Origin of the sequence: Streptomyces sp. NBC_01515, from assembly GCF_045040345.1 — a bacterium.
Classification (GTDB): Bacteria; Actinomycetota; Actinomycetes; order Streptomycetales; family Streptomycetaceae; genus Streptomyces.
On the sequence record NZ_CP109416.1, the window covers coordinates 3,237,096 to 3,253,716 of the forward strand.

Annotated in this window: 15 protein-coding genes and 1 pseudogene; 6 read left to right on the plus strand and 10 right to left on the minus strand. The window is 69.2% G+C overall.

Features of this window, described 5'->3' with window-relative positions:
* Positions 1 to 5: 5 nt before the first annotated feature.
* From OG407_RS14345 to OG407_RS14370, 6 genes are read right to left on the minus strand one after another with little or no spacing between them, the layout of a single operon-like run.
* A complete protein-coding gene (locus OG407_RS14345; RefSeq protein WP_328684065.1) occupies positions 6 to 1,280 on the minus strand; it encodes a cysteine desulfurase in 1,275 nt (424 codons plus the stop codon).
* Complete coding sequence (gene sufC, locus OG407_RS14350) at positions 1,277 to 2,044, minus strand: Fe-S cluster assembly ATPase SufC (protein ID WP_019060532.1); 768 nt, start codon at positions 2,042 to 2,044, stop codon at positions 1,277 to 1,279. The genes OG407_RS14345 and sufC overlap by 4 nt, the downstream gene beginning before the upstream one ends.
* A 7-nt stretch (positions 2,045 to 2,051) precedes the next feature.
* Positions 2,052 to 2,381: a non-heme iron oxygenase ferredoxin subunit gene (locus OG407_RS14355; RefSeq protein WP_328684064.1), complete on the minus strand. Its 330-nt coding sequence runs from the start codon at positions 2,379 to 2,381 to the stop codon at positions 2,052 to 2,054.
* Complete coding sequence (gene sufD / locus OG407_RS14360; RefSeq protein ID WP_405858204.1) at positions 2,381 to 3,565, minus strand: Fe-S cluster assembly protein SufD; 1,185 nt, start codon at positions 3,563 to 3,565, stop codon at positions 2,381 to 2,383. The genes OG407_RS14355 and sufD overlap by 1 nt, the downstream gene beginning before the upstream one ends.
* Before the next feature lie 56 nt (positions 3,566 to 3,621).
* Positions 3,622 to 5,046: a Fe-S cluster assembly protein SufB gene (gene sufB / locus OG407_RS14365; protein WP_328684062.1), complete on the minus strand. Its 1,425-nt coding sequence runs from the start codon at positions 5,044 to 5,046 to the stop codon at positions 3,622 to 3,624.
* Positions 5,043 to 5,792 (minus strand): helix-turn-helix transcriptional regulator, encoded by a 750-nt coding sequence (locus OG407_RS14370; RefSeq protein WP_405858207.1) that lies wholly within the window; start codon positions 5,790 to 5,792, stop codon positions 5,043 to 5,045. The genes sufB and OG407_RS14370 overlap by 4 nt, the downstream gene beginning before the upstream one ends.
* 160 nt (positions 5,793 to 5,952) lie before the next feature.
* Between OG407_RS14370 and OG407_RS14375 the strand changes: the two genes are divergently transcribed.
* Genes OG407_RS14375 through OG407_RS14390 form a run of 4 tightly spaced genes read left to right on the plus strand, consistent with a single transcriptional unit; the run spans position 5,953 to position 9,576 of the window.
* Positions 5,953 to 6,801 (plus strand): aminoglycoside N(3)-acetyltransferase, encoded by an 849-nt coding sequence (locus OG407_RS14375; protein WP_405858209.1) that lies wholly within the window; start codon positions 5,953 to 5,955, stop codon positions 6,799 to 6,801.
* 10 nt (positions 6,802 to 6,811) lie between these two features.
* A complete protein-coding gene (locus tag OG407_RS14380; RefSeq protein WP_403599652.1) occupies positions 6,812 to 7,735 on the plus strand; it encodes an ABC transporter ATP-binding protein in 924 nt (307 codons plus the stop codon).
* Positions 7,732 to 8,508: an ABC transporter permease gene (locus OG407_RS14385; protein WP_403599649.1), complete on the plus strand. Its 777-nt coding sequence runs from the start codon at positions 7,732 to 7,734 to the stop codon at positions 8,506 to 8,508. The genes OG407_RS14380 and OG407_RS14385 overlap by 4 nt, the downstream gene beginning before the upstream one ends.
* A 57-nt stretch (positions 8,509 to 8,565) precedes the next feature.
* The gene (locus OG407_RS14390; protein ID WP_403599646.1) at positions 8,566 to 9,576 is read left to right on the plus strand and encodes a heme A synthase; all 1,011 of its coding nucleotides are present in this window, start codon (positions 8,566 to 8,568) and stop codon (positions 9,574 to 9,576) included.
* 19 nt (positions 9,577 to 9,595) lie between these two features.
* On the opposite strand, the gene OG407_RS14395 is transcribed toward OG407_RS14390, so the two are convergent.
* From OG407_RS14395 to OG407_RS14410, 4 genes and pseudogenes are all read right to left on the minus strand, one after another.
* A complete protein-coding gene (locus tag OG407_RS14395) occupies positions 9,596 to 10,345 on the minus strand; it encodes a nucleotidyltransferase domain-containing protein (RefSeq protein WP_405858211.1) in 750 nt (249 codons plus the stop codon).
* A gap of 18 nt (positions 10,346 to 10,363) precedes the next feature.
* Positions 10,364 to 11,470, minus strand: coding sequence for an amidohydrolase family protein (locus OG407_RS14400; RefSeq protein ID WP_405858213.1), 1,107 nt, complete (start codon positions 11,468 to 11,470; stop codon positions 10,364 to 10,366).
* A gap of 198 nt (positions 11,471 to 11,668) precedes the next feature.
* Positions 11,669 to 11,995 (minus strand): annotated as a pseudogene (locus OG407_RS14405) (hypothetical protein); the annotation flags it as partial.
* 72 nt (positions 11,996 to 12,067) lie between these two features.
* Positions 12,068 to 13,021 (minus strand): heme o synthase, encoded by a 954-nt coding sequence (locus OG407_RS14410; RefSeq protein WP_403599840.1) that lies wholly within the window; start codon positions 13,019 to 13,021, stop codon positions 12,068 to 12,070.
* A gap of 356 nt (positions 13,022 to 13,377) precedes the next feature.
* Between OG407_RS14410 and tkt the strand changes: the two genes are divergently transcribed.
* The gene (tkt, locus tag OG407_RS14415) at positions 13,378 to 15,465 is read left to right on the plus strand and encodes a transketolase (RefSeq protein WP_405858215.1); all 2,088 of its coding nucleotides are present in this window, start codon (positions 13,378 to 13,380) and stop codon (positions 15,463 to 15,465) included.
* 34 nt (positions 15,466 to 15,499) lie between these two features.
* Positions 15,500 to 16,618 carry a transaldolase gene (gene tal, locus OG407_RS14420; RefSeq protein WP_403599633.1) on the plus strand — a complete coding sequence of 373 codons (1,119 nt, stop codon included), beginning with the start codon at positions 15,500 to 15,502 and terminating at the stop codon, positions 16,616 to 16,618.
* Positions 16,619 to 16,621: the final 3 nt, after the last annotated feature.

The following is a 16,621-nucleotide window of genomic DNA, read 5'->3' on the forward strand; positions in this document are numbered from 1 at the left end:
GTCCCTCAGCCGAAGAAGTTCCGTACGTGCTCCAAGCCGTCGACCAGTGCGTCGATCTCGGCCGGCGTGGAGTACAGATAGAACGACGCTCGCGTGGTCGCAGGAATTCCGTAGCGCAGGCAGACCGGTCGGGCGCAGTGGTGGCCGACCCGGACCGCGATGCCTTCCTCGTCCAGCACCTGGCCCACGTCGTGCGGGTGGATGTCGCCCAGTGTGAAGGAGATCGCCGCGCCCCGGTCCTCGGCCGTGGTGGGGCCGATGATCCGCAGGTCGGGGACGTCCAGCAGGCGCTTCACCGCGTACTCGGTCAGCGCGTGCTCATGGGCGAGGATCTTGTCCATGCCGATCGCCGACAGATAGTCGATCGCCGCGCCGAGCCCTACCGCCTGGGCGATCGGCGGGGTGCCCGCCTCGAACTTGTGCGGCGCGGGAGCGTACGTCGACGAGTGCATCGACACGGTCTCGATCATCTCGCCGCCACCCAGGAACGGGGGGAGGTCTTCGAGCAGCTCCTGGCGGCCCCAGAGGACGCCGATGCCGGTCGGGCCGCACATCTTGTGGCCGGTGAAGGCCACGAAGTCGGCCTGGAGGGCCTGTACGTCCAGCGGCATGTGCGGCGCGGCCTGCGAGGCGTCGATCAGGACCAGGGCCCCGACCTCCTGCGCGCGGCGCACGATCTTCTCGACCGGGTTGACCGTGCCGAGGATGTTCGACACCAGCACGAAGGAGACGATCTTCGTCTTCTCCGTGATGATCTCGTCGATGTTCGAGAGGTCGAGGCGGCCGTCGTCCGTGAGGCCGAACCACTTCAGCTTCGCGCCCGTGCGCTGCGAGAGCAGCTGCCACGGCACGATGTTGGAGTGGTGCTCCATCTCCGTGATGACGATCTCGGTCTCGTGGTCCACGCGGTAGGGCTCGTCGGCCCAACCCAGCATGTTCGCAACGAGGTTGAGCGACTCGGAGGCGTTCTTGGTGAAGATCACCTCGTCGCGGCTGGGCGCGTTGATGAACGTCGCGACCTTGTCGCGCGCGCCCTCGTACAGCGCCGTGGCCTCCTCGGCGAGCACATGCACACCGCGGTGGACGTTGGCGTTGTAGCGCTCGTAGTACTCGTTCAGGGCGTCGAGCACCTGGCGCGGCTTCTGCGAGGTCGCCGCGTTGTCCAGGTACACGAGCTTCTTACCGTCGTGAACCGTGCGGTCCAGGATGGGGAAGTCCTTGCGGATCGCCTCGTCGAGTAGTTGAGATGAACTCGTGAGGAGGCCCGGCAGCTGCGTCACGCTGATACGCCACCCTTCGTGGTGTAGGCCTCGTAGCCCTCGTTCTCCAGCTTGTCGGCGAGCTCGGCGCCGCCGGACTCGACGATCCTGCCGCCGGAGAAGACGTGCACGAAGTCGGGCTTGATGTAGCGCAGGATGCGCGTGTAGTGCGTGATCAGCAGGGTGCCGACCTCGCCGGTCTCGCGGACGCGGTTGACGCCCTCGGAGACGACGCGCAGGGCGTCGACGTCCAGGCCGGAGTCGGTCTCGTCGAGGATCGCGATCTTCGGCTTGAGCAGCTCCAGCTGAAGGATCTCGTGGCGCTTCTTCTCACCGCCGGAGAAGCCCTCGTTGACGTTGCGCTCGGCGAAGGCCGGGTCCATGGAGAGGCGCTCCATGGTCTCCTTGACCTCCTTCACCCACGTACGCAGCTTCGGCGCCTCACCGCGGATGGCGGTGGCGGACGTACGGAGGAAGTTGGAGACCGACACACCGGGGACCTCGACCGGGTACTGCATCGCGAGGAACAGGCCGGCGCGGGCGCGCTCGTCGACGGACATCTCCAGGACGTCCTCGCCGTCGAGGGTGACGGTGCCGCCGGTGATCGTGTACTTCGGGTGGCCCGCGAGCGAGTAGGCGAGGGTCGACTTGCCGGAGCCGTTCGGGCCCATGATGGCGTGGGTCTCGCCCTGCTTCACGGTGAGGTCGACGCCCTTGAGGATCTCCTTCGTGGCGTTGTCGGCCTCGACGGTGACGTGCAGGTCGTGGATTTCAAGCGTTGCCATGGGTTCCTCAGGACTCCTGGGTGAGGGAGGCGCGTACGTCAACGAGGACGCTGCCCCCTTCGATCTGTACGGGGTAAACGGGTACGGGGCGCGTGGCGGGAAGGCCGGACGGCTTGCCGGTGCGCAGGTCGAACGCGGAGCCGTGCAGCCAGCACTCGATCTGGCAGTCCTCCACGTCGCCCTCGGAGAGCGAGACGTTCGCGTGCGAGCAGATGTCGTTGATCGCGAACACCTCCCCTCCGGTCTTCACGACCGAGACCGGCGTGCCGTCGAGTTCCACCCGCTTCGGGGTGTCCTCCTCCAGCTCGCCGAGGCCACAGGCGCGTACGAAGGCCATCAGACCGACGCCTCCAGCTCCGCGTCGATCTTCTCCAGCAGGCGCTCCTGGATGTCGGCGACACCGATCTGCTGGACCAGCTCGGCGAAGAAGCCGCGGACCACCAGGCGTCGGGCGTCGTCGGCGGGGATGCCGCGGGCCATCAGGTAGAAGAGCTGCTCGTCGTCGAAGCGGCCGGTCGCGGAGGCGTGTCCGGCGCCGACGATCTCGCCGGTCTCGATCTCCAGGTTCGGCACGGAGTCGACGCGGGCGCCGTCGGTCAGCACGAGGTTGCGGTTCATCTCGTACGTGTCGGTGCCCTCGGCGGTGGCCTCGATGAGCACGTCGCCGATCCACACCGCGTGGGCGCCCTCGCCCTGCAGCGCGCCCTTGTAGACGGCGTTGGACTTGCAGTGCGGGACGTTGTGGTCGACCAGGAGGCGGTGCTCCTGGTGCTGGCCGGCGTCCGTGAAGTACAGGCCGAACAGTTCGGCCTCGCCACCGGGTCCGGCGTAGGCCACGCGCGGGTGCAGTCGTACGAGGTCGCCGCCGAAGGTGACGACGAACGACTTGAACGTGGCGTCCCGGCCGATCAGGGCGTTGTGCTGGCCGACGTGCACGGCCTTGTCGTCCCAGTCCTGGACGGAGACGACGGTGAGCTTGGCGCCGTCGCCGACGATGTAGTCGACGTTGGCGGCGAGGACCGCGTCACCGGTGTGGTCGATGACGACGACGGCCTCGGCGAAGGCTCCCAGCTCGACGACCTGGTGGCCGTAGGCGACGCCGCCCTCGCCGTGCACGACGATGCGGATCGGCTCGGTCAGGACCGTCTCCTTGGGGACGGTCACGACCGAGGCCTTCTCGAAGGACGAGTAGGCCTGCGCGGCCACCCGGTCCACCGGGGTGCCGGCCTTGCCGAGCCGCGCGTCGTCACGGCCGACGGTCTCCACTGTGACCCCTTCCGGGGTCCCGATGGCGACCTTCACGCCGTCGCCGGTGGCGACCGCGGTGCCGTCGTGCAGCCCGCGCAGGCGCTCCAGCGGGGTGAACCGCCACTCCTCCTCGCGGCCGTGGGGGACCGGGAAGTCCGCCACGTCGAAGGAGGGGGGCGCGCTCATGCGCGTGGCGACGGTCGACTCGGCGGCCACCGCGATCGATCCGGCGGTGGTGGAAGATCCCACCGTGGAGTTCTGAGCCTCAGCCATGGCTGTCGTAGTGCTCGCTTTCTGTGATCAAGAAGTGTGCCGGCAGACGGTCGGGGTCAGCCGACCGAGCCTTCCATCTGGAGCTCGATCAGCCGGTTGAGCTCCAGGGCGTACTCCATGGGCAGTTCCTTGGCGATCGGCTCGACGAAGCCGCGCACGATCATCGCCATCGCCTCGAACTCGGTCATGCCCCGGCTCATCAGGTAGAAGAGCTGGTCGTCGCTGACCTTGGAGACGGTCGCCTCGTGGCCCATGGACACGTCGTCCTCGCGGACGTCCACGTACGGGTACGTGTCCGAGCGGGAGATCGTGTCGACGAGCAGCGCGTCGCACAGCACGTTCGACTTGGAGCCGTGGGCGCCCTCGCCGATCTCGACGAGACCGCGGTAGGACGTACGGCCGCCGCCGCGCGCCACCGACTTGGAGACGATGTTGGAGGACGTGTTCGGCGCCATGTGGACCATCTTGGAGCCGGCGTCCTGGTGCTGGCCCTCGCCCGCGAAGGCGATGGAGAGGGTCTCGCCCTTGGCGTGCTCGCCCATCAGGTAGACGGCCGGGTACTTCATCGTCACCTTGGAGCCGATGTTGCCGTCGATCCACTCCATGGTCGCGCCCTCGTAGGCGACGGCGCGCTTGGTGACCAGGTTGTAGACGTTGTTCGACCAGTTCTGGATGGTCGTGTAGCGGCAGCGGCCGCCCTTCTTCACGATGATCTCGACCACCGCGGAGTGCAGGGAGTCCGAGGAGTAGATCGGCGCCGTACAACCCTCGACGTAGTGCACATAGGCGCCCTCGTCGACGATGATCAGGGTCCGCTCGAACTGGCCCATGTTCTCCGTGTTGATACGGAAGTAGGCCTGGAGCGGGATCTCGACGTGCACGCCCTTCGGCACGTAGATGAAGGAGCCGCCGGACCACACGGCGCTGTTCAGCGACGCGAACTTGTTGTCACCGACCGGGATGACGGTCCCGAAGTACTCCTTGAAGAGCTCAGGGTGCTCCTTCAGCGCGGTGTCGGTGTCCATGAAGATGACACCCTGCGCCTCAAGCTCTTCGTTGATCTGGTGGTAGACGACCTCGGACTCGTACTGCGCGGCGACACCGGCGACGAGGCGCTGCTTCTCCGCCTCGGGGATGCCGAGCTTGTCGTACGTGTTCTTGATGTCCTCGGGCAGGTCCTCCCAGGACTCCGCCTGCTTCTCCGTGGAGCGCACGAAGTACTTGATGTTGTCGAAGTCGATGCCGGAGAGGTCGGAGCCCCAGTTCGGCATGGGCTTCTTCTCGAACAGGCGCAGGCCCTTGAGCCGGAGCTTGGTCATCCACTCCGGCTCGCTCTTCTTGCCGGAGATGTCCCGGACGACGTCCTCGTTGATGCCGCGCTTCGCGGAGGCACCGGCCACGTCGGAGTCGGCCCAGCCGTATTCGTAGGTACCCAGACCCTCAAGCTCGGGGTGGGCGGTCTCCTCGATGGGGAGCGTCATGCGGGGTTCCTCCCGGCGGTACGTGCAGATGCGTGCGGTGGATCGGAAACGGTCTTGGAATTCTTCGGGGTATTCGAGTTCTTCGGGATAAACGTGGTGCACACCCCGTCGCCGTGGGCGATGGTGGCCAGCCGCTGGACATGGGTGCCGAGCAGTTGGGAGAAGAGCTCGGTCTCCGCCTCGCACAGCTGCGGAAACTGCTCGGCGACATGGGCGACCGGGCAGTGGTGCTGGCAGAGCTGCTCACCGACCGGTGCGCTGCGCGCCGTAGCAGCGTACCCGTCCACGCTCAGGGCCTTGGCCAGGGCTTCCGCGCGGTTCTCGGGCGCGGCGGCCTCGACGACCTCGCGGTAGGCGATGGCCTGGGCGGCCATGCGGTCACGGGCGAAGGCGACGACGGCCTCGTCCCCGCCTCCGTGCGCCGCGATCCAGCGCAGCGCGTCCGCGGCGAGCTTGTCGTAGGACTGGTCGAAGGCGTCGCGGCCGCAGTCGGTCAGGGCGAACACCTTCGCGGGACGGCCGCGCGTGCGCGCTCCGTAGACCCGCTGCTCACGTGCTTCCACGACGTCGTCGGCGACGAGTGCGTCGAGATGACGGCGTACGGCGGCCTGGGTCAGCCCCAGCCGGCCGGCGAGGTCGGCCACGGTCGACGGGCCGTGGTCCAGGATGGAGCGCGCGACACGGTTGCGGGTGGACCGCTCACCGGTCGCGAGTTCCTCCTGCGGAGCCTCGCCAACGTTTTTCACAACGCCATTGTTGCGTAATTCCTCAGAGGCAGGCAACCCGCGTCCGGCGGATGGACGGTGCGCTGCATCACTTAGGCATACCTAATCTGACCTGCGGGAACGATCTTTGATCGATCAATTCACTGGCACCACCGACCCCCTTCGAGGACACTCCACGACCATGCCCACACCCCCTCCCACCGGCCCACTTGTCACCCGGGACACAGTCGCCGCACAACTGCGCGAGCTGGGCGTGCGCCCCGGCGAGACCCTCCTCGCGCACACCTCCCTCAGCTCCCTCGGATGGGTCTGCGGAGGCGCCGTGTCGCTCGTCCGGGGACTCCTCGACGCCCTCACCCCGGACGGCACCCTGGTCGTCCCCACCCAGACCGGCGACCTCTCGGACCCGGCCCACTGGGGAAACCCGCCGGTCCCCCGCGAGTGGTGGGACACCATCCGCACGTCCATGCCGTCCTACGACCCCCTCGTCACGCCCTCACGAGGCGTCGGCGTCGTCCCGGAGACCGTCCGCACCTGGCCCGGCGCCGAGCGCTCGGCGCACCCGCAGACGTCCTTCGCGGCGCTCGGCCCGCGCGCGTCCGAGATCGTCGCCGGCCACGCGACCGACTGCCGGCTCGGCGAGTGCAGCCCGCTGGCCCGCCTGGAGGGCCTCGACGCGCGCGTGCTGCTGCTCGGCGCGGGCTACGACGCCTGCACGAGCTTCCATCTCGCCGAGTACCGCGTCCCGTCCCCGCTGGTCCAGGTCGGCCGCCCCGGACCGGACGGCTGGGAGACGGTGACCGAGGTGTCGATCACCTCCGACCGCTTCGACGAACTGGGCCACGACTTCGAACGGGACCGTACGGTCCGCCGGGGGAAGGTGGGCGCGGCCGACGCCCGGCTGTTCCCGGTGGCGGACGCCGTGGCGTACGCGGAACGGTGGCTGCCGCTGCACCGCCCCCGTGAGGAGGAGATCCCGTCCGGGGGAGATCCCGCACCCGCCCGCCTGAGGCGCGGGCCGCGTACCTAGACTCGGGCCCATGCGAAGTGAGCCCGTGCTCCAGGTCCAGGCCCTGGTGAAGCGGTACGGCACGAAGACCGCGGTGAACGGCCTCGACCTGGTGGCCCATGCGGGTGTCACCGCAGTACTCGGTCCCAACGGGGCGGGCAAGACGACCACGGTCGAGACCTGCGAGGGGTACCGGAAGCCGGACTCCGGCACGGTGCGCGTCCTGGGCCTCGACCCGGTCCGCGAGTCCGCCGCACTACGCCCCAGAATCGGCGTGATGCTCCAGTCCGGCGGCGTCTACTCAGGCGCCCGCGCCGACGAGATGCTCCGCCACATCGCCAAGCTGCACGCGCACCCGCTGGACGTGGACGCGCTCATCGAGCGCCTGGGGCTCGGCAGTTGCGGCCGTACGACGTACCGCCGGCTGTCCGGCGGCCAGCAACAGCGCCTCGCGCTCGCGATGGCCGTCGTAGGCCGCCCGGAACTGGTCTTCCTGGACGAGCCGACGGCGGGCCTCGACCCGCAGGCCCGCCGCGCGACCTGGGACCTGGTCAGAGACCTGCGCACGGACGGTGTCTCCGTGATCCTCACGACCCACCACATGGACGAGGCCGAGCAGCTCGCCGACGACGTGGCGATCATCGACGCGGGCAAGGTCATCGCGCACGGCTCCCCCGAGGACCTGTGCCGGGGCGGCGCCGAGAACACGCTCCGCTTCAGCGGTCGTCCCGGCCTCGACGTCGGCTCCCTGCTGAAGGCCCTCCCGGCCGACTCCACGGCCGTCGAACTGACCCCGGGCTCCTACCGAGTCGGCGGCAAGGTGGACCCGCAACTGCTCGCCACGGTCACCTCCTGGTGTGCGCAGCACGGGGTGATGCCGGAGAAGATCTCGGTCGAACGGCACACCCTGGAGGACGTTTTCCTGGAGCTGACCGGCAAGGAGCTGCGCTCATGACGACGACTGTTCCGGGGACGTACACCCCGCGGCCCGGGGCGGCCCCCCTCCCCCGCATGATCGCGGCACAGGCGGCCCTCGAAACGAGGATGCTCCTGCGGAACGGCGAGCAGCTCCTCCTCACGGTGGTCATCCCGACCCTCCTGCTGGTCCTGTTCAGCTCGGTGGACATCGTCGACACCGGCAAGGGCAAGTCCGTCGACTTCCTCACGCCCGGCATCCTCGCCCTCGCCGTGATGTCGACGGCGTTCACCGGCCAGGCCATCGCCACGGGCTTCGAGCGCCGCTACGGCGTCCTGAAGCGCCTCGCGTCCTCCCCGCTGCCCCGCTGGGGCCTGATGACCGCGAAGACGGCGGCGGTGCTGGTCACGGAGATCCTCCAGATCATCCTGCTGACGGCGATCGCCTTCGCGCTCGGCTGGTCCCCGCACGGCAACCCCCTCGCGGTGTTCCTGCTGCTGATCCTGGGGACGGCGGCCTTCTCGGGCCTCGGCCTGCTGATGGCGGGCACGTTGAAGGCCGAGGCCACGCTGGCCGCCGCGAACCTGGTGTTCCTGCTGCTGCTCGTCGGCGGCGGGGTCATCGTGCCGATGGACAAGTACCCGTCGGGGGTGCAGGACGTGCTGGGGCTGCTGCCTATCTCGGCGCTGTCGGACGGGTTGCGGGACGTGTTGCAGCACGGGGCCGGGATGCCGTGGGGTGACCTGGGGATTCTGGGCGTGTGGGCGGTCGTGGGGCTGGCGGCGGCGGGGCGCTTCTTCCGCTGGGAGTGAGCGCCGCACTCCGGCGCCGGGGACCCTCGTGAACGCGTGCACAAGCACCCCCCTACGATGGTCCCCGTGCCAAACGTGACCCCCGCCGACGTCGTAGCCGCCGCGCGCAACCCCCTCGCCTTCATCGCCGCACGTTGGACCCCGGATCCCCGGACCGTCCGGCGGGCCGCACTCGCCGCGCTCGTCATGTCGGTGGTCATCGTGGTCACCGGCGGTGCCGTGCGGCTGACGGGTTCCGGGCTCGGCTGCCCGACCTGGCCCAAGTGCACGGACAACTCGCTGACGACGACCAGCGCGATGGGCTTCCACGGAGCCATCGAGTTCGGCAACCGGATGCTGACGTACGTCCTGTGCGCCGCCGTCGGCTGGGCGATCATCGCCGCGCGCTCGGAGAAGCCGTACCGCCGTACCCTCACCCGGCTGGGCTGGGCGCAGTTCTGGATCGTGATGAGCAACGCGATCCTCGGCGGCATCGTGGTGCTGGTCGGCCTCAACCCGTACACGGTCGCGGCCCACTTCCTGCTCACCACGGCGCTCATCGCGGTCGCCGCGCTGATGTGGCAGCGCAGCCGGGAGGGCGACGGGGAGCCCAAGCCGCTGGTCGGCAAGGCCGTGCAGCAGCTGGTGTGGTTCCTGGTCACCGCCTCCGTGCTGCTGATCGCGGTCGGCACGGTGGTCACCGGCGCCGGTCCGCACGCGGGCGACTCCAAGGAGGTCGACCGCATCCCGATCGACTGGGAGACGGTCGCCAAGCTGCACGCGGTGCTCGCCTGGATCGTGGTCACGCTGACGTTCGCCCTGTGGTTCGTCCTCAAGGCGGTCGACGCCCCCAAGGGCCCCCTGGACCGCACCCGCGACCTGTTCCTGATCCTGCTCGCCCAGGGCGTCATCGGTTACGTCCAGTACTTCACGAACCTCCCCGAGGCCTTGGTCGGCCTGCACATGTTCGGCGCCTGCCTGGTGTGGATCGGGGTGCTGCGGGTGCTGCTGTCGCTGCGCGAGCGGCCCGACGTGCTCGCCGATCTGCCGGGCCCCTCGGCCGAGCAGTCGGTGCCCACGCGCGCGTGAAGCACCCGTAGTCAATGGCTCACCCGTAGCGGGTCACCAAGTCGTCGATCGCCGGGCCCAGATAGGCCCGGGTCAGCTCCGCCCTGCGGTGGAGCCAATCGCCCTCTACGGAGGCGGCGGACGGTACCGGATCGTCGTAACGCCGCCGTACGACGTCCTCCACGACCTCCACCGGAGCGCCGAGCCCGGGCAGCAGGTCGAGGGCCTCGCGCTTGGTGATCAGGCGGCCGTCCCGGCGGGTGACCGTCGCGCGGGCGAAGGTGGTCAGGCCCACGTCGACCCAGCCGTTCTCAAGCCAGATCTGCGGCTTGTCGACGGCCGGCCGCCAGAACTCCCGCTGGTCCCGTACGACGAACTCGGCCAGCTCCTGGTCCGTCACGGCCGGCAGCAGGTCCTTCGGTGAGCCGCCGTGCAACACCCGCCCGAAGTCGTGCAGTTCACGTCGGGTGACGGCGGTGACGGGCCGACGGGTGACGTGGTCGTGCGCCCAGGTGAGATGGCGCTGGTTCGGGGCGTCCTGCGTTCCCGGGGCGAGGTAGCTGCAGTGCAGCCGGACGGCGAGGGGGTCGGTGCGCAGCCCTCGGTGCAGGGCGACGAGCTGCCGGGCGGTGCTCGGCTTCAGGGGATGGTCGAGGATGGCTATCAGGTCCAGGTCGCTGCGGCCCTCCTGGTAGTCGCCCCCGGCGAGCGAACCGTGGGCCCACACGGCGATGGGCTCCAGGGGGGCCAGTTCGTTCAGGAAGCGGTCGAGCAACGCGTCGGTCGGCATGGGCCCAGTCTGTACAGCTCACTCCAGCCCGTACACCCTCTTCGCGTTGCCGACCGCGATCAGTCCCGCGACCCGTTGCGCGTCGGCCGGTGACCAGGCTCCCTCGGCGACCCAGGTGCCGAGCACCCGCGCGAGCGCCTCGCGGAACAACCGCGCTCCCACGACGTGCAGTTCGGGCAGTCCATGGGCCCCGCTGGAGAAGAGGATCTTGCCGAAGGGGGCCAGTTCCAGGATCTCGGCGAGCACGGTCGCGGCGCGGGCGCCGGTGCGGACGAGCGCGGCACCGGAGTCGGCGTAGACGTGCGGGAAGACGCCGGCGAGATGGGCCGCGTGCCGGTGGTACGGGTAGCTGTGCAGCAGCACCAGGTCCGTGCCGAGGCCGGCCGTCGCCCGCACGAAGTCGGTGAGCAGGACGGGGTCGGTGCGGTCGATGCGGACGCCCGGTTCGCCCAATCCGGCGTGCAGTTGGAGCGGCAGCCCGGACGCCACGGCGATCCACAGCAGGTGCCGTAGCAGCACCGGGTCGCTGAGCGTTCCGCCGACGCGCCGCCCGGCCAGCCAGCGGCCCGCCGCGCCCCGGACCTCGCCGGGGCCGGGCGGTTCGGGCGCGAGGGCGAGGCCGTGCCGTACGCCCGCCACGGAGGTGAAGGCGACCGCGCTGCCCGCCGCGCCGTGCACCGACTCGGCGAGGTTGGCGAGGAAGGACTCGACGGTGCCGGAGGTGTCGGCGACCTGTTCGGCGAGGAGTTCCAGGCGGACGATCTCGCGGGCGTCCGCCTGGCCCGCGGTCGCCATCTCGGCGATTCCCGTGAGGTCGCCGGGCAGGCCCGTGTCGATCAGATACGTCGTGATGCCACTGCCGCGCAGCAGCCTGCGGCCCGCTTCCAGTACGCCGAGTTCACGGCGCCGGGCGAGGTAGCGGGCGGGCGGACAGTGCGGCTCCAGGCCGAGGAGGGGTGGGCACCATCGTCGTACGGCGAAGCCCGTCTGGGTGTCGAAGAGGGTGGTGCCGGGGGCGGGTGGGCCCTCGGTGCGGGCCAGTTGGGCCTCGAAGGTGCCGAGGCCCAGCTCCGTTCTCAGGACGCCGTGGCAGTACTGGTCCACGAGGGACGTCGTTTCGATCATCCGGACTCCCCGTGCTGGACCGTGTGTTCCTCAGGTCCTAACGGGTGAATCGGGTGTGAGGTGTTGCTGGGACACACCCCGTGTGAGGGGGCGCCATGGGGAGGGGGCGCGGGTGCGTCAGCGATCGACGGTCCGTTGTGGCTGGTCGCGCAGTTCCCCGCGCCCCTTAAGGGCGCGTCCCGCGGCCCCTGTTCTGCTGTTGCTGGGGCCGCCTACCTGGATGCCTGCCATGCGGGTCCATTCGTACGGCCCGGTCTTCACCTTGGCCGCGAACTCTCCGTCGAAGTCCTCGTGGACGGTGATTCCGGACTTCTCGACGGCCTGCTGGGCGATCTCGTAGGTCGTGGCGACCAGGTCGCCCCAGCCGCCGTCCTCGCCGACGAGGACGATGCGGGCGCCGCGCTCCCCGATGTACGCGACCTGGGCCTCGGCCCCGCCGTGTGCCTTGGAGAAGGTGCCGATCTGCTGGGCGAGGCGGGCCACCTGGCGCTCGGCCTTCGCGTCAACCTGCTGCGTGTCTGCCATGACCAGGATGCTACCGACGGGTAGATCGAACGGCGACGGGCGGGGTGAGTGACTCCCGCCTCAGCGGGACTCCTACCTCAGGAAGGGGTCCACCGCGATCGCCACGAACAGGAGCGACACATAGGTGATCGACCAGTGGAACAGCCGCATCTCCTTGAGCTTGCCACCGCTCACCTCGGCCTTGGCCCGGTTCTGCAGCCCGTGCGCCTCCCACAGCCAGAAGCCGCCGGCCAGCAGCGCGACCGTGGTGTAGAACCAGCCGGTGTAACCGAGGGGCGTGAGCAGCAGCGAGACCGCGACCATGACCCAGCTGTAGATGACGATCTGCTTGGCCACGACCTTGTTCGAGGCGACGACCGGAAGCATCGGAACGCCCACGCGCGCGTAGTCGTCGCGGACCTTCATGGAGAGCGGCCAGTAGTGCGGCGGCGTCCAGAAGAACATGACGAGGAAAAGAATGATGGGGGCCCACGACATGGAGTCCGTGACGGCCGACCAGCCGATGAGCACCGGGAGGCAGCCGGCGATGCCGCCCCACACGATGTTCTGCGAGGTACGGCGCTTGAGGATCATCGTGTAGACGACGACGTAGAAGAGGAGCGCGCCGAGCGCGAGCCAGGCGGACAGCCAGTTGACGGTCAGGCCGAACATCAGGGTCGAGATGACGCCGAGCGAGATGCCGAAGGCGAGGCACTCGCGGGGGCTGACCATGCCGGTGACCAGGGGGCGCTGCGAGGTGCGGTCCATGAGCGCGTCGATGTCGCGGTCGATGTACATGTTGAGCGCGTTGGCGCCACCGGCGGACAGGTAGCCGCCGACGCAGGTGAGGAGGACCAGCTTGAGGTCCGGCACACCCTGCTGGGCCAGGAACATCACCGGAACGGTGGTGATCAGCAGCAGCTCGATGATCCGCGGCTTCGTCAACGCCACGAACGCCATGATCCGGGCCCCGATCGGCCGCCGGCTCGGGCTCTGGCTCGCCCCGACAATCCCCGCTGGACGGGATTCAACGGCCGTCACGCACACCCCTGACAGAGACATCCCAGCAAGCCTTCGGGTGTGAACTCCCCGTAAAGGCTCACGCGTACCACGCCACTGTAGACGTTGCCCAGACCCGGACATTCGCGGGGGTGGGGTCGTGTTGGACGGCACCCCCGGAAGAGCTGATCGCCACTCTGTTGAGCACTCGAACGAGCACCTCCGTATTCAGTTGCCGGATGCGAAACGGACCAGTCGGGAGGCGGATCCGCGAGAGTCCCGGCAGTCTGGAATGACTCGAAAAAATGCACGTTCTTACGGGGGTAGGCTCGACAACGGCCGGTACGCGCCAAGTGCACCGGCACCCGACATGCGTGACATGTGGAGAGGAGCCCTGACTCAGGGTGAGCACCAAGCCGACCACCACAGACCTCGACTGGACCGAATTGGACCAGCGCGCGGTGGACACCGCGCGCGTCCTGGCAGCCGATGCCGTACAGAAGGTCGGCAACGGCCATCCCGGTACGGCGATGAGCCTGGCCCCGGCCGCGTACACCCTCTTCCAGAAGGTGATGCGCCATGACCCCGCCGACGCCGACTGGGTCGGCCGCGACCGGTTCGTGCTGTCCGCCGGCCACTCGTCACTGACCCTCTACACGCAGCTCTACCTGGCCGGGTTCGGCCTGGAGCTGGCCGACCTCGAAGCGTTCCGCACGTGGGGCTCCAGGACTCCGGGGCACCCCGAGTACGGCCACACCACCGGCGTGGAGACGACGACCGGCCCGCTGGGCCAGGGTGTCGCCAACGCGGTGGGCATGGCCATGGCCGCCCGCTACGAGCGCGGTCTGTTCGACCCGGACGCCGCGCAGGGCGAGTCCCCGTTCGACCACTTCATCTTCGCGATCGCCGGTGACGGCTGCCTCCAGGAGGGCATCTCCGCGGAGGCGTCCTCCATGGCGGGCCACCAGGAACTCGGCAACCTCGTCCTCCTGTGGGACGACAACCACATCTCCATCGAGGGCGACACCGAGACCGCGGTCTCCGAGGACACGGTCAAGCGCTACGAGGCCTACGGCTGGCACGTCCAGCGCGTCGCCCCGAAGCCGGACGGCGACCTCGACCCGCACGCCATCTACAACGCCATCGAGGCCGCGAAGAAGGTGACGAACAAGCCGTCGTTCATCGCGATGCGCTCGATCATCGCCTGGCCCGCGCCGAACGCGCAGAACACCGAGGCCGCGCACGGCTCGGCGCTCGGCGCCGACGAGGTCGCGGCCACCAAGCGGGTCCTCGGCTTCGACCCGGAGAAGTCCTTCGACGTCTCCGACGAGGTCCTCAAGCACACCCGCCAGGCGCTGGACCGGGGCCGCGAGGCGAAGGCCGCGTGGGACCCGTCGTACCAGGAATGGCGCACCAACAACCCGGAGCGCGCGGCCGAGTACGACCGCATCCGCGCGGGCGAGCTGCCGGCCGGCTGGGAAGAGCAGCTTCCCGCCTTCGAGACGGGCAAGTCCGTCGCCACCCGTGCCGCGTCCGGCAAGGTGCTCCAGGCGCTCGGCGCGGTCATCCCGGAGCTGTGGGGCGGCTCGGCCGACCTCGCGGGCTCGAACAACACGACGATCGACAAGACGTCGTCGTTCCTCCCGGCGGACAACCCGCTGCCGGAGGCGAACCCGTACGGCCGCACGATCCACTTCGGTATCCGCGAGCACTCCATGGGCGCGGAACTGAACGGCATCACGCTGCACGGCAACACGCGTGCCTACGGCGGTACGTTCCTCGTCTTCTCCGACTACATGCGCAACGCCGTACGGCTGTCGGCGCTGATGCACCTGCCGGTGACGTACGTGTGGACGCACGACTCCGTCGGTCTCGGCGAGGACGGCCCGACCCACCAGCCGGTCGAGCACCTGGCCTCGCTGCGCGCCATCCCGGGCCTGAACGTGATCCGCCCGGCCGACGCCAACGAGACGGCCATCGCCTGGCGCGAGGTCCTGCGCCGCTACACGAAGGTCTACGGCGAGGGCGCTCCGCACGGTTTCGCGCTGACGCGCCAGGGTGTGCCGACGTACGACGCCAACGAGGACACCGCCAAGGGCGGTTACGTGCTGTTCGAGGCGTCGACGGGTACGCCCGAGGTGATCCTCATCGGTACGGGTTCCGAGGTGCACGTGGCCGTCGAGGCGCGCGAGCAGCTGGAGGCCTCCGGGGTTCCGACGCGGGTCGTGTCCATGCCCTGTGTGGAGTGGTTCGACGCGCAGGACCAGGGGTACCGGGAGAGCGTGCTGCCGCCGTCCGTCAAGGCGCGGGTCGCGGTCGAGGCCGGGATCGGTCTGACCTGGTACCGGTTCGTCGGGGACGCCGGTCGCATCGTTTCCCTGGAGCACTTCGGGGCTTCCGCCGACGGCAAGGTGCTCTTCCAGGAGTTCGGCTTCACTGCCGAGAACGTGGCCGAGAAGGCCCGGGAATCCATCGCCGCCGCCCAGAGCTGACGCTGACAAACGACACGTAGGAGATGCATTTTCCATGACAGACGCACTCAAGCGCCTCTCCGAGGAAGGCGTCGCGATCTGGCTGGACGACCTGTCGCGCAAGCGGATCACGTCCGGCAACCTCGCCGAACTGATCGACCAGCAGCACGTCGTGGGCGTCACCACCAACCCGTCGATCTTCCAGAAGGCCATCTCGTCGGGCGACGGTTACGAGCAGCAGCTCACCGACCTCGCCGCCCGCAAGGTGACCGTCGAGGAAGCCATCCGCATGATCACGACGGCGGACGTCCGTGACGCCGCCGACATCCTGCGTCCGGTCTACGACACGAGCGGCGGCCAGGACGGCCGGGTCTCCATCGAGGTCGACCCGCGCCTGGCGCACAACACGGCGGCGACCATCGCCGAGGCCAAGCAGCTGGCCTGGCTGGTGGACCGCCCGAACACCCTGATCAAGATCCCGGCCACCCGGGCGGGTCTGCCGGCGATCACCGAGGTCATCGGCCTCGGCATCAGCGTCAACGTCACGCTGATCTTCTCGCTGGCGCGCTACCGCGAGGTCATGGACGCGTTCATCTCCGGCCTGGAGAAGGCCAAGGAGCGCGGCCTGGACCTCTCGAAGATCCACTCCGTGGCGTCCTTCTTCGTGTCCCGCGTGGACACCGAGATCGACAAGCGGATCGACGCGCTGGGCACCGACGAGGCCAAGGCCGCCCGCGGCAAGGCCGGTCTCGCCAACGCGCGGCTCGCCTACGAGGCGTACGAGGAGGTCTTCTCCTCGGACCGTTGGGCCGCCCTGGACAAGGCGCAGGCCAACAAGCAGCGTCCGCTGTGGGCCTCGACCGGCGTCAAGGACAAGGCGTACAAGGACACGCTGTACGTGGACGACCTGGTGGCACCGAACACGGTGAACACCATGCCGGAGGCCACTCTTGAGGCCACCGACGACCACGGACAGATCACCGGCAACACCATCTCCGGCACATACGAGCAGTCCCGCGCCGAGATCGCCGCCGTGGAAGCGCTCGGCATCTCGTACGACGAGGTCGTGCAGCTGCTGGAGGACGAGGGCGTCGAGAAGTTCGAGGCGGCCTGGACCGACCTGCTCAAGTCGACCGAGGCGGAACTCGCGCGCCTCGCCCCCTCGGAGGGCTGAGAC